This is a genomic window from Bifidobacterium apousia, assembly GCF_007559275.1.
GTDB classification, from domain to species: Bacteria; Actinomycetota; Actinomycetes; order Actinomycetales; family Bifidobacteriaceae; genus Bombiscardovia; species Bombiscardovia apousia.
The window spans coordinates 124,762-138,426 of the sequence record NZ_VMHK01000004.1; the positions used below are offsets into that span (position 1 = coordinate 124,762).

Below are 13,665 nucleotides of genomic sequence, written 5' to 3' on the forward strand. Positions count from 1 at the left end.
TACTTATCGAGGTGCTGGACCTCGTACACTGCTTAGTCAGGCGTGAACGATCCGTCTCGCTGCTGAGCTGAGTATGGATGCCTTCTGGGTTCTTGTCAATCGTCTGCTGAAACGTTTGTTTTCGGTAAAACATTACCGTTCTGGCTAACTTGTAAGTTGTATATATAATAATGGGTAGTTTTCGGCTTGAACCGGTTTGCTTCGCTGGTTATCTGTGGGTAGATAAATGCGCTCTTGCACATAAGAGCACAGTTGGGTCCGGCCTTGGCAAGGATCGACTTGCATACCCAGGGCTTTTTGGCGTGGCTGGAGCCGGTGAAGCTTTTGCGGCATTGTCAGACTGACTCTGCTGCAGCGAAGACGCATTTGTTTCTGACTCGTGATTGCTGCAAGTCGTCTTATTGCAGAAGCTCTAACTTACAGCATAGATATCGTACAGTGGATCCGGTGGACGACCGAATGATTACGAGCTTGGTAGCGTTGGAGCAGTCTACGACACACCTTCCGTCATCGTCTAGGGTGTGACTATCCCCCGCCGCCAGTCTGTTATGGCTATAAAGGGTGTCCAGTTTCAGAGGCCTACTGTTGGACAGCACCTGTTACGCGCGCGTGACTAGAGCCTTGTGCAGCGGTAGGCTTATCAGGGAGTTTCCATACGAACAGTCTATTTGTGCTAGTCTGCTAATTGTGAATTGCTGGGAAGTAGCCTCGGATGTGGAAGTCTGATGAGCTCCGATTAACTGGATCGAGTCTGATTGCTAACCGCGATCGGAGAGCTTAAGATTATTTTAAAGACCACAGAGCCAGCCATGGGGCTTGTCTCATATTTGGTTAGGGGCTATCGGAGCACCCGGTAGTCGTAAAATTGCATGATGACCGACCTGCTGATTTGAATGGTGAGGCTGCTCTAACATTGTTGCAATGGTATGGGTGGTGGAACAATTGGCTGCAAAAAGCTATAAGAGAAGGAAATGCCGGACTGTGCCCACACAAGAGTCGAGCTGCTGAATCGCATCGAGTTTAAGGTGAAATACGAGCTTTGGAGTATGTCCTTCTAGGACAAGTGCTACCTAATCTATCGCAGCCCAAAAGACAACGGTACTGGTATCAATGATACACAGAAAATCATATGCACTGATGCCTATCGAAATGAGGAAGGTTTTGAAGATGCTTAGCCTGCTTGCTGCCTGGTGTACCAACTGTTCTGTTGCCTGCTCGGGGGATTTTACTAGTCTAGTCCAGAGAGGACTACATACGGTGTCTCATGCCAGCATGCGTTCGCCAACTAGGGTATACGGGGAATCCTGTTGACAGGGGGAGCTAACTTGTCCCATCTTTGCCAGCCCAAGCGCTCCAGACGCTTACGAGGTTTCTATGATGCTCTCCATCAGAGGTGTTACATCACTCAGGATGCCTCTGGCTCGGAAGACAGTTTTCATTACTGGAATTAAAGAGAAATCGGATTACCTCATTTTGGTCGTAGATTGTGTGCTTACAGAGAACCGCCCTATGGGCCAGTGTATTGGAGCTTGCTCCTACGCGCGGTCTGAGTATGAAGGCAGTTCGAAAGCGGTGTCCAATCCTTCAGCTTGTAGACTAGAGCCAAAACTTGGTGCATGCGAGGATGACCCCATCTCACAGCCCAGTAATCCCATTGCTAACTTCGGTCATTCAGTTGCGGCAGAAAGCTATAGGCAACGGTTCTCTTTTTAAAGAATGCTATTTTTCTCGAGCAACGAATGGAAGAGATAACCATATATAGTGAATCAGAACGCTTCAATAAAATTGGGCGCATTAATATCCATAGTTCCCCATGTACTCAAATTGATCTGTTATTTTCGAATAAAGTTGAATAATGAACTGCTATAGATTATCGCTATTGTTTTTTATTATAGTATATAAGAGGTTGTTGGAGTTGCGATATTATATCTCATGGCCTCAATGCCGAATCAGTATTGCTTGATTCTGAGTCAAATAATTTAGCTCGTCGCTTTTACTTCTTATCGGGTTAAAAGTGTGTGTGATACAAGATGTATTTGTATGAAACTAAATATGAAATATGCTAAAATTGCATTAAAATTATAGTAACCCGCCCCATCTGATCAGAACAGGCCAAGGGGGAAAATCAGGAATATCAGATTTAATTATCGCATCACAATGAAAAATGGTTTTTAGAATTTGATGCAGTAAGAATTTTGTCTAGAAGCAACTATGTCGAAAGTCAGTATAGAAAATAGCTGGATTGTGTAACCCAAAACCTTGAGGTGTTATATAAATATTTGAAACAAAAAACAGAAAAGCTTGAACACAATTCCGAAAATCTCAGTAAAGATGTTTGAAAACATAAAAAATGGTATAACATTCATACAAAAGCTAAAAACCCTAAATTTACAAGGTAAGGTGAATGCTGGACAATAATTCCAATTAATCGGCAAATAGTAGTATACATAAAGTAGCGAAGACTAAAATATATAAGTTTGATTTATTAACATAGAGAGGAGTAAAAGGCTTAATGACAACTTGATTAATCTCATAGAAATGATGCTTTAGATAAAGGTAAAGGGGCTAGGAAAATGAGTGAAACAAACGATAATATGGATAAATTAAATAAAATGCCTCATGGGGATCTTGAGGAGATTGAGAAAATAGCTCAAGAAGAGGTTAAGAAAGAACAAAAGGTTGAAAAGCTAAGCGCAAAAACACAAGAGGAATCTGCAAGAATATTGGAAGAGGCTGTTACTCTTTGCAAAGAAATCAACGATGCGTGATTCAGCGCGTGTACTTTGCAGGATGACACCCAAAATATCTCGAGAATTACCAATTTTGGTGTGTCTTGGAGTCCATGGCTGCAGATTATGTCAAATAAAGGTCTTTCTCATTTTGGTAGGCAAGGTCTTTGCATAAGTGTGAGCTATGCCATAACCTTTGTAAGATGATTATATAAATAGGGGGTTATGAAGGTGAAGGTTAAGTTTTATGCAGGTATTGTTCCAACGACTAGTTATATAAGCTGTCGATCAAGAATCTAAAAGGGTATAGTGCACAATTGCTGGGCTTCTTCTTAGCTTGAGCGGTGGCATCTCTCAGGGGTATTTTGTGGGGATGGTAGATCTTAATGCTCAGATAGTCGCCAAGGATTTTGAGTAATATCTGTTTTCTTTTAAGGATTGACATTGTCCCGCAGTCTCGGAATTTTGTGTATGAATACTATTTGGCCATTTTGGTCAAATAATTCGTGTGAATATTCTATCCCCGTTCAAAATTATTAGAAGGAGAGTGTGAAAATTTACAAGGCTCTTTCCGTAATTTTTATCGAAATTTAATGATAAAACTGATTGCGTCAACTTTTTAGGTTCCTTCTCTACATCATGAATTACCGTTTCATTAATGCCGCTCATGTTGAGAATACTTTACAGATGGCTTTAAAAGGCCTGTCTTTGTTGCTTCGGTGGTTGAGGCATCGTTAGACCTGAATGTACGAATGACATGATATACAAATAATCGTCAATAAGTCTCCCAGTTCCAGCTGGAGCACCAAATTTTTTTTGTAAGTGTTTGATATTGACTATATATCACTCTCGGGGGTCTAAGAGTGTGGCTGAAAGCCGAGCATTTATCCCCCCACTATTCTCTCAGCCGATGTCAGTTCTCCTGATATTGTAAGGTTGCATTACTCCGATCGGCACTGATAGCGATTTCTCATAAGATTTAAGATTCTCTAACCTAAACTGGTATGTTAAACAATGAACATGTTGATAAACGGTTATAGCAGTACAACAAAGCGATAGAAAATAAAAGCTATATTGTCAAAGCAATGCCTGCAATTGTGTCTTAATAGGATAATTCATCATAAAATTGACGGGACTCTGTTAAAGACGGCATTGAACAAATTAAGTGACATGCTGAAGCCATAGATCAGAAACGAGCGCTCTGCTCAAGACATGGCTAGACGGTTAGAAACAAATATACATAGATGAGTCGAAGGCAAAAGCTGTTAAGTTTTGCAAAAAGATATTGTCCAGACTTGTACAGAAATTTCCAGACTCTGCTCAGGAGACATGAGCGATAAATGAGTCAATATCTAAATAAATATACAGAATTCAAATTCTGTGATATAAAGTGTGGCACTGATATATCATTCACCGCTGGGACTATTCCATGTCCGAAGAAGAGACCCATGGATGCCCTGCACGAGCTGGTGAATGTGCGCAAATTACACAAGCCATATACGCTGGTAGTTAGACAAGGCACAGTCCATGACAGCAAGTCAAAGATAGCCACCCATCGTTTCCATACAGAACTATATGAACTGCTCTACAGGTAGAGGAACGTAAGATGGTGCCCCTCTGCTTGGACGAGAGCATCGCCTTCATTCTATAGAACACCTTATTTTTGAGTTAAGCCTTGGCAAAGGTCTCAGTAAAGGAACGTACATAAAGCATCAGGCCAGCAATTTCGTGACCATCTGCCTGACCTTTGCAACTGCGGACACAACGATTGCAGCGAGCTCACTCGACACGGTTGCAGTGCTCGCGCCAAGCGATTGGAGAGATCCTGGTTTTTCTGGTAAAAGCGGCGCTGAATGAGCTGGGGCGCATGTATCCGACCTGCCGGCCAATCCAGGCAACGTCCTCCTCGGTGGACGAGAGAAAATGACGGGCCCGGTCCATTCTTTGCTCTCTGATGTACCTGGCCAGACTTGTGCCGGTCTCACGCTTGAATGCCAGGCATAGACGTGTGCGTCCCACATACAGGGATTGGGCTATCCGATCAATGGAGAGGTCGCCGCCCAAGTGGGATCGGATGTGGGCTTTGACCTGCTGGACCAGGTCGCGGTCGTGTGACGGTTCGTGGCTCTGTACAAAGGCAGAGGAAGATTGGGCCAGCCTTGCAAGGAGTAGGTCGATGTGTGCTTTGATGAGGAACTCTGTCTGGCCCTGCCTCCCTGGGGCAAACTTTGACAGGGCGGTTGAAGCGGCCAGTGCAATATCGGATGGCCAGGGTTGGCAGAAGGCGTCAAAGAGTCCCTTGACCTGGCCGGGCCATTGGTTTTCCAGCTCCATGAAATAGTCGGGGAGGATGCAGATGCTCCGGGTCCGCGAGCGGAAGCCTGCCGGCATATGGTTGGTGACTGTTCCCGCCTGCTGTACCAAGGAGACCATATTGCCCTCCTGCTTCGTACATGGCTGCAACCCATAGGGAGCGTGGTTGGATGCCGGGCTTTCATCCAGGGTCAGGCAGGCGTAGTCGGTCACGGCGTACTCGTTGAAATCCATCTCGCGCAGGAAGGTGATGTCGTGCCATATGACCAGGCAATGAGGACCCGCTGGATTGGCTTGGAATCTTCCCTGACAGATGTCGCCATCGACCTGCCCTTCCAATCCTCCCGATCGGTGATGGAGTTCCATGCCGAGTTGCTCCGCCTGGGGGCGATAGAGGGTCTGAATCTCGCGGGATTCGGAGTATATCGTGTGGTCTGTCATGGCTCACCTGGTTTCATTTTGCCGGCTTTATGGCGATCTCGGCGGACTTTCGTTTTCGTTCGCACCTTTTATGGATTCATCCGTCGCTCTGTGACGGTCTTCCGGGCATTGACTTCTCAGATTACGTTCGATGGCAGCGAACGACAAGAGTTTTGGATGAACCTGGAGGAAAGAGATGACCACAGATCAGGCGGATTCGGGAAGCAAACCGGATCCTGCAGAAGGTAAAGCACAGGGCGGGGAAGGTGCGTCTAATCGTGAGAGGTCGCATGGGCGTAGTTCCCTCAGGCGGCTGCTTGATTTCGCCGGCCCTCGTAAGGTGTTCTCCTATCTCGGCTGTAGTCTGTCAGCCCTCTCCACGATTGCCGGTCTTGGACCCTACATCTGCATATGGCTGGCGGTAAAAGACCTCCTCGCCGTTGCTCCGGGGTGGTCTCAGGCTACGGAAATCGCCATTTATGGATGGCTGGGATTCGGGTTTGCGGCAGCTTCCGTCGTTCTGTACTGTGCAGGGCTGCTGATGACGCATCTGGCGGCTTTCAGGAGCGCATCCAACATGCGCAAAGCGGCCATAGGCCACCTGCTGAGCCTTCCCTTGGGGTATTTCGACCTCCATGCCTCCGGCGAGCTGCGTCGCACCATTGATGGCTCGGCGGGCGATACCGAGAATCTGCTCGCCCATATCCTCCCCGACGCGGCTGGATCCTTCGCCATGATTCTAGGCATGCCGATACTGATGCTGGTCTTCGACTGGCGTATGGGCCTGGCCTGCCTTTTTCCCATTCTGATAGCCCTGGTCTGTATCCGCATGATGATGAACGATCAGGGACAGTCCTTTATGACGGAATACCAGGATGCGCTGGTGCGGATGTCGAAGACCGGGACAGAATATGTCCGTGGTATTCCGGTCGTCAAGGTCTTCCAACAGACGGTGTACTCCTTCAAGGCGTTCCATGAGGCCATCGAGCATTACAGCCGAATAGCCAGGAACTATGCCATGCAAATCTGCCACCTGCCCCAGACCATTCAGATGACGGCCCTGAACGGGACCGTGATCTTCCTGATTCCTGTGGCCATCCTGCTGGCTTCGGGGCAGAGTGACTTCACCTCTTTTGTGGCCGATTTCGCCTTCTACGCCGTCTTCTCGGGCATGGTCCCCACGGCCATGATTCGTCTGCAGTTCTCCAGTGAGTCCTTCAGCAAGGCCGACGATGCCTTGGACAGGATTGCCGGCGTGCTCAGCAGTGATCCTCTGACGGTAGCTGACGAACCGGAACGCCCGAAGTCGGCAGATGCTTCCCTGGAACATGTGTCATATACCTATCCAGGTGCTGATCTCCCGGCACTGGATCGGATTGATTTCAAGGTGCCGGAGGGTGGAATGGTCGCTCTGGTCGGTCCCTCGGGAGGCGGCAAATCGACCTGTGCCAGTCTGTTGCCACGTTTTTGGGATGTGGATTCGGGCAGGGTCGCTGTGGGTGGCATTGATGTCAGATCCATCGATCCACATGATCTGATGGGGCAGGTCGCCTTTGTCTTCCAGACCAACAGGCTCTTTTCGACCACCCTCCTGGAGAACGTTCGCGCAGCCAGACCGGACGCCGCTCCTGAGCAGGTTATGGAGGCATTGAGAGCGGCCCAATGCATGGACATCGTTGACAAGCTTCCCGAGGGGCTGGATACTATGCTCGGCTCAGGTGGAACCTACCTTTCCGGGGGAGAGGTCCAGCGTGTGGCCCTGGCCAGGGCAATCCTCAAGGAGTCTCCCATTGTGGTCCTGGATGAGGCGACTGCTTTTGCCGATCCCGAGAATGAATTCTTGATACAGAAGGCGCTGGCCGAATTGACACGCGGCGAAGGGGGCCGACGGCGAACCGTTCTCATGATCGCCCACCGTCTATCGACTGTGGCTCATGTCGATCGAATCCTGGTGCTGGATGGGGGTCACCTGGTTGAGCAGGGCACTCACCGCCAGCTTCTTGATGCGCAGGGTACCTATGCCCGTATCTGGTCTGATTATGAACGGGCGGTCTCCTGGAAGGTCGACAACTCTCCGAAGGCTGCCGCCGGAACGGGTCAAAATCCCGCAGGCCCCATTGCGGGTGAGAAGCACGTCGTTCCCGGTGTCGGGCCATTCGCTACGGACTCGTCTACCGGTGATTCCGACATCCAGAGGAAAGGAGGTGAGGCATAAGTGTTCGCCTCATTCAAGAAGAAGTACGCCCTGTCCGACCGAGGCATGAAGATCGTGGTTTTGGGAACGCTGTGGACCACACTGACCAATCTGATTATCATGGCGGGAACGGCCTCCCTTCTGCTGGTCATGAACGCTTTTGTTGAGCACCTGACGGCAGGGGCGCCTCTGCCGAAAGTCCTGCCCTATCTGGCCGGTCTCCTGGTCTTTGCGCTTATTCTCTTCGGCACCTCCTGGTTCCAGTACAGTTATTCCTACGGTGCGGTCTTCAGCCAGACCGGAACCCAGCGGATCGACCTGGCCGAGAGACTGCGCAAACTGCCGCTCTCATTTTTCGGGCGGCGTGACCTGGCTGATCTGACCGATACCATTCTGGGTGACGTGGCCACCATGGAACATGCCTACGCCCATGCGCTGAGCCAGCTCTATGGCGCAGTCGTTTCATCCGTCCTGATATTCCTGTCGCTTCTGCCCATCAATTGGGCACTTGATTTGGCTGCATTCTGGAGCGTGCCGGTGGCTTTCACCATCATCTTTGCCACTCGACGATTCGTTGAAGCTTCGTCACGGCGTACGAGGCAGGCCCAGATTCGGGTCAGTGACGGCATTCAGGAGGCGCTTGACTGCGTTCGGGAGATTCACGCCACCAACCAGGAAGAGAGGTATCTGGAAAGGCTCTCCTCGACCATCGATGACACCGAAGCCACTACGGTCCGAACCGAGATGACCAATGGCCTTATATTGAACTCCGCCATGGTGGTTTTGAGGTTGGGTGTGGCAACGACCTTCCTGGTGGCTGCCGGATTGATCATCCAGGGCAGGATCGACTTCATGGTCATGTTCCTATTCCTCCTGATGGTCTCACGGATTTACTCGCCCTTTGATCAGGCGCTGATGCTGGTTTCGGAGCTCTTCCAATCCCAGGGCTCAGCCCGGCGGATTCGCTCCATCAACGAGGAACCTGTAACCGAGGGGAGTACGGAATTTCATCCCGATGGGCACGATATCGTCTTCGACCACGTTGCCTTCTCCTATCCCGGCCTTGCTGGTAAGGCGGCGGGTGAGCCGGTTCTTGAAGATGTTGGTTTCACTGCCAAGGAGGGGGAGATTACGGCCCTGGTTGGCCCCTCGGGGTCCGGTAAATCGACCTGTGCTCGGTTGGCGGCTCGTTTCTGGGATACCGCTTCAGGTTCCATCACCGTAGGAGGGGTGGATGTGAGCAAGGTGGATCCGGAGGTTCTCCTGCGGGACTATGCCGTGGTCTTCCAGGACGTGATGCTCTTTGACGACACGGTCATGGGCAATATTCGGATGGGGCGGTGCGGTGCCAGTGACGAGGAGGTGTTGGCTGCGGCCAGGGCCGCCAACTGCGACCAGTTTGTATCGCGCCTGCCACAGGGGTACGAGACGATGATTGGTGAAAACGGTTCCAGGCTTTCCGGAGGTGAGCGGCAACGAATCTCCATTGCCAGAGCCATTCTCAAGGACGCCCCGATTGTCCTGCTTGACGAGGCCACTGCCTCCCTGGATGTGGAGAACGAGACGCAGGTGCAGGAAGCCCTGTCGCAATTACTGGTGGAGAAGACCGTCATGGTCATTGCCCACCGGATGCGCACTGTTGAGCAGGCCGACAAGATTGTCGTTCTTGACCATGGGCGTGTGGTCGAGCAGGGTTCTCCGCAGGAGCTTATGGCTGCAGATGGTGAGTTTGCGCGGATGGTTCGCTTGCAGGGCGAGAGCGCAGACTGGTCCTTATAGAAAAAGCTTGAATCGGCTGCATGGAGGAGCCAGGAAATCAGGTTCGTTTTGCAGGAATCAAGGCTCGTCAGCTCCTTGAGCAACGTGGGCAACATCAAGCTGCCCCTGCTCTATGCAGGGGCACTAGGCAAGGAGCATTCCGAAAGATTCGGCCAGGTGGCGGACTCTCTGGGCATTGGGTCTATATTTGGCAAAAACCGCTTGAATATTCCGGTGGGGAAAAGCAAGAGCAGTCTTCGCATGGGTCGTTATTCTGAATTCCGAGCCTGTTTTTGCTGATGAGCCTGCTGCCGCTCTCGATTCAGCGAACAGGTCGAGGATCATCGCTCTGCTCTTTGCCCTGAACCACGATTCGGGATCCACAATCGTCACCGTTGCGCATGACGCCTCATTGGCTGACCAGCATGATCGAATCATCAAACTTCAACGTAAGGTCTAGAACATGGGTTTCTGGATTATGGTATTCGCGGCTTTGCTCGGCTTGGCACTGATGGTTCGGGGATTCGTATTGGGCAAGAAGGACAAGCGCTGGTTTGCGCTGTGCATATTGGGCGCAGCAAGCCTGGCATTCGCCGTTTGGCTTGCTATATGAGCACCCGGTGAAACAATGCCGACTGCCAGCATCAGGTAAGTATGAGTACAGATCGCTGTCGGGCGGGATTGAGTGTGCCCAGTATGTGGCTGGACATACTGCGCAGGGGGAAACCTGATAGGTTCAAGCAACTTGTAGTTCTGCCTGGGGTGCTTCGTGGGAGGGATCGATCCTTCCCAGTATAAAAAGAGTCTGACATGGCCTCTTCCATCTGTAGAAGTCGGATAACGGTTCTCGTTGTGGCAAAAGCAACGCCCAACAACCTGCGAGACACATTGTTTCCGCTCGGGGAACTCCAGCATTTGAGATTCAGGCATTTGAGCAAATCGCTTGCTGAAGCCATGGATGAGGAAACCAGGTTCTGGGAGATAGTGTTTTGTTTTGCCAGAGAGGCTGCGGGGGGGGGGGCTGCAGATGTCTTATTAGGGGAACCGCAGAGATTCCGTATTGCCGATGGCTGATCGAATTAATAAGTGAGTTTTTTATCTTTATATGAATGTGTGGCAGAAAAAAATCCTCTGCAGCAAACGGGCGCCATGCTTTCAACTTCCATCGTGCTTGCTGTTACTGCAGTGCTTGTGTTTTTGGCAGTTCGTGGTTTCAAATGGGATGTGGAGTGAGTTTGGAACCCAAAGTGTCATTGATTAAACATGTTTGAAAGTTGAAATATTCAAGCAAGTTGTAAGTCATCCATGCCACCAGCCATAGGACGGTTGGAGGGCCAAACTCGGTTTTTCTCTTAGTTGTTTGTCCATGTCTGGGACTGTAACACCATACTCTGTTGATTTGATTTAGCTCGTCCACGCTACCCTCAACTCCTGCGGTTATTTCTCCTGATATGAATCCGGTCTTGCCGTCAGCCGGGCGGCGGGGGCCGCTATCATGAGAGCCGGAACAGGATCGAGCGGGTCCTTCGAATCGGGGCCCGATGAAGGAATGCGTGTATGGCGGATATGGTTGACGATCACAATGACGACGAAGGCCCGGACCTGGGCAGGACCTACCACAGCGGTCCGGTCATCATGCGCGGGCCCATGATTCCCGAGGCGGACGCCAATGCTGGTTTGCTCTCGTCTGGCGGTGACACAGACTGGCTGCATATGGATCCTTGGCGTGTGCTGCGCATCCAGGCTGAGTTCGTCGACGGGTTCGGCGCGCTGGCGGAGCTGGGGCCAGCTGCTGCAATCTTTGGATCAGCCCGGACCGGCCGTGATGATCCCAACTACGCTGCTGCGCGCAAGATGGGCGGCGACCTGGCCAAGGCCGGTATGGCGGTCATCACCGGGGGAGGGCCTGGCATCATGGAGGCGGCCAACAAGGGCGCTGCTGAGGTCGGTGGCAAGTCCGTCGGCCTGGGCATCGAATTGCCCATGGAGCAGGGACTAAACCGCTGGGTGAATCTGGGCATCACCTTCCGCTACTTCTTCGTACGCAAGATGATGTTCATGAAATACTCCTCGGGCATCATCGTCTGCCCCGGCGGGTTCGGCACCCTGGATGAGATGTTTGAAGTGCTGACCCTGGTCCAAACCCATAAGGCACCCAGCATGCCCATCGTCCTCTTCGACAGGGCCTACTGGCAGGGGCTCTTCGATTGGATCTCAGACACGGTGAGGCAGCGGGGCATGATCTCTGATCTGGACCCCGATCTGGTCATCCGCACTGATGATCCCGATGAGGCTGTGCAGGCCATTCTGCGTCACCGTGCCTGAATAATAGGTGAGCGGCGGTCAGCGGGCGCGGGTGGCCATGATCATGCCCGTGCCGATGGGCAGCAGGCAGGATTCCCAGGCATCGTCCTTGCTCATGGCCTCCATGATGGTGCGTAAGGTGGTCGTTTTGTCGGATCTATTGGCCGGGTTGAGCACGCCGCCCTTGTCAGGCTCGTCCAGCAGGTCAAAGGCATCCGTGAAGATCAGCTGTCCCCGGTCCTTGAGCAGGCGTGGAGCCTGGTCCATAACCTGTTGGTAGTTGTCCCCATTGCCTGAGACGACGATAAGGTCGTAGTCGCTGGGGTTGAGTCTGGGGAAGTAGGTTCGGGCAGCAGCGTTGACCGCCCGCAGCCTCATGCCTGGGTGGGCTTTCTCCATGCCCGCGAATATTTTTTTGACCAGAGAGGTGCCTTGGGCTGTGGAGTCGACGGCGGTGAACTGGCCATGACCATGCAGGCCTGTCATCAGGCGCAGGGCTTCGACCACGGAGCCGTTGCCGACCAGGATGATGGATGCCGGAGCGTTCCGGCCAGCCAAAAACTGCAGGAAGGCGCCTTGAGACCGGGAACATTGGGCGAATCCGGCCTCCGAAGCCTTGTCTCGCAAGGTCTGCAACTTGTCGGATTCGACGTTCAGAGCGCTTGCCTCGGCGAATTCCCATCCTCTGGCGATGTTGTTGTACGAGGTTTTGTCCATGCTAACCATGGTAACGACTAGAGGGCACAAGCCTGTCGCCAGCTCATGCTGCCCTGTGTATGCATGAGTCTGACTATTCCTTGACGGCTTCGACCAGCTTCCACATCTCTTCACCCACGTCGATCCCTCGGGGGCAGGGTCGGGTGCAGGCTCGTATGGACTGGCATGCCTGGATTCCGTCCACCTGGTCAATGGCCTCAAGTCGTTCCTGGCGATGGCTGTCGCGCGAATCGTTGATGAATCGAGCCGCTGCGATCATGGCTGCCGGGCCGGCAAAGGCTTCACCGCCCGCATAAATAGGGCAGGCGCCCTGGCATAGCCCGCAGGCGATGCAGGTGCTGAGCAGTTCATACCGGGCCAGCTCTTCCGGGGTTTGCCGGTATTCCGACGATGGCTTTGTGTCGACCGCCTTTGCCTGGGCCGATTGGTTGCCATCAGCCGAGGAATCATTATGGAGCAGATACGGCTTGAAGCGTCGAATCTGCTCAAACATGGCATCGGTGTCCACTATCAGGTCTCTGAGCGGGGTGAAGCCGGGAAGCGGGCGGATCTCCACTGCTGAAGATTCTGCAATGTTTGAAGTTTTTGTAAGGTGCGTGGCATCTATAAGGCCTGTAGCTTCTGAAAGTTCTGCAGGGCCTGCTGTGCCCACAGGATCCGTAGCCGAGAAGTCTGAGGCCGTTGAGTCTGAGACCGAATCCGGATGTGATGCCGACGGGGGTATGGCCGTTTTGGGTGTCGCTGTGCCGGTGCGACGGAAGGCTGGAGACTGTTGGACCTGCGGAGTTCCATTAACTACACCGGGTGAGGCGTAGGCGTTCGGCATGGTCTTGGATGCAGACAGGCAGTCGGCGATGGTAGCTGTGCAGAGCAGATCCGGGCGGCCGTTGATGAGCACGGCATCCGACCCACACATGCCATGGCCACAGGAGTACCGGAAGTTCAGTGTGGGGTCCACCTCTCGCTTGATCTGCAGAAGGGCATCCAGAACGGTGCGCTGTGGGGCGATTCGAATCGTGTACTCCTGCGTCCAGCGGCGACCTCGAGCCCGTCGACTGCCTGTTGTGGCGAAAGGATTGCTTTTGGAGAATGGGTTGGTTCGTGCCGGCCGCTCTGATTGAGGTCGTGGGGTAAACCGGGCTATTCGGAAGGTCACCGGGCGGGGATCGCGGTCCGATCCGGATGCCTTGGATCCGTCTGATTCCGTGGACTGTGATGTCACGGTTGCTC

General features: G+C 52.2%; 9 protein-coding genes. 6 read left to right on the plus strand and 3 right to left on the minus strand.

What is annotated here, in order from left to right; translation table 11 throughout:
- The first annotated feature begins 2,573 nt into the window (after nucleotides 1–2,573).
- Complete coding sequence (locus tag FPK30_RS06450; RefSeq protein WP_144085801.1) at nucleotides 2,574–2,768, plus strand: hypothetical protein; 195 nt, start codon at nucleotides 2,574–2,576, stop codon at nucleotides 2,766–2,768.
- Nucleotides 2,769–4,508: 1,740 nt separating this feature from the next.
- On the opposite strand, the gene FPK30_RS06455 is transcribed toward FPK30_RS06450, so the two are convergent.
- A complete protein-coding gene (locus FPK30_RS06455) occupies nucleotides 4,509–5,483 on the minus strand; it encodes a helix-turn-helix domain-containing protein (RefSeq protein ID WP_144085802.1) in 975 nt (324 codons plus the stop codon).
- 175 nt (nucleotides 5,484–5,658) lie between these two features.
- On the opposite strand from FPK30_RS06455, the gene FPK30_RS06460 reads away from it, so the two are divergent.
- From FPK30_RS06460 to FPK30_RS06475, 5 genes are all read left to right on the plus strand, one after another.
- Nucleotides 5,659–7,677, plus strand: a complete 2,019-nt coding sequence (locus tag FPK30_RS06460) for an ABC transporter ATP-binding protein (protein WP_144085803.1) — start codon at nucleotides 5,659–5,661, stop codon at nucleotides 7,675–7,677.
- Complete coding sequence (locus tag FPK30_RS06465) at nucleotides 7,678–9,435, plus strand: ABC transporter ATP-binding protein (protein ID WP_186279423.1); 1,758 nt, start codon at nucleotides 7,678–7,680, stop codon at nucleotides 9,433–9,435.
- A 442-nt stretch (nucleotides 9,436–9,877) separates the two neighbouring features.
- Complete coding sequence (locus FPK30_RS08170) at nucleotides 9,878–10,027, plus strand: hypothetical protein (RefSeq protein ID WP_186279424.1); 150 nt, start codon at nucleotides 9,878–9,880, stop codon at nucleotides 10,025–10,027.
- Nucleotides 10,028–10,500: 473 nt separating this feature from the next.
- A complete protein-coding gene (locus tag FPK30_RS08210; protein ID WP_222102866.1) occupies nucleotides 10,501–10,647 on the plus strand; it encodes a hypothetical protein in 147 nt (48 codons plus the stop codon).
- Nucleotides 10,648–10,971: 324 nt separating this feature from the next.
- A complete protein-coding gene (locus tag FPK30_RS06475; protein ID WP_144085804.1) occupies nucleotides 10,972–11,739 on the plus strand; it encodes an LOG family protein in 768 nt (255 codons plus the stop codon).
- Between the two features lie 18 nt (nucleotides 11,740–11,757).
- Here FPK30_RS06475 and FPK30_RS06480 read toward each other — a convergent pair whose 3' ends face one another.
- Together FPK30_RS06480 and FPK30_RS06485 are read right to left on the minus strand one after the other, a co-directional pair.
- Nucleotides 11,758–12,435 (minus strand): O-methyltransferase, encoded by a 678-nt coding sequence (locus tag FPK30_RS06480; RefSeq protein WP_186279425.1) that lies wholly within the window; start codon nucleotides 12,433–12,435, stop codon nucleotides 11,758–11,760.
- A gap of 73 nt (nucleotides 12,436–12,508) precedes the next feature.
- The gene (locus FPK30_RS06485) at nucleotides 12,509–13,591 is read right to left on the minus strand and encodes a succinate dehydrogenase/fumarate reductase iron-sulfur subunit (RefSeq protein ID WP_260804475.1); all 1,083 of its coding nucleotides are present in this window, start codon (nucleotides 13,589–13,591) and stop codon (nucleotides 12,509–12,511) included.
- Nucleotides 13,592–13,665 lie beyond the last annotated feature (74 nt).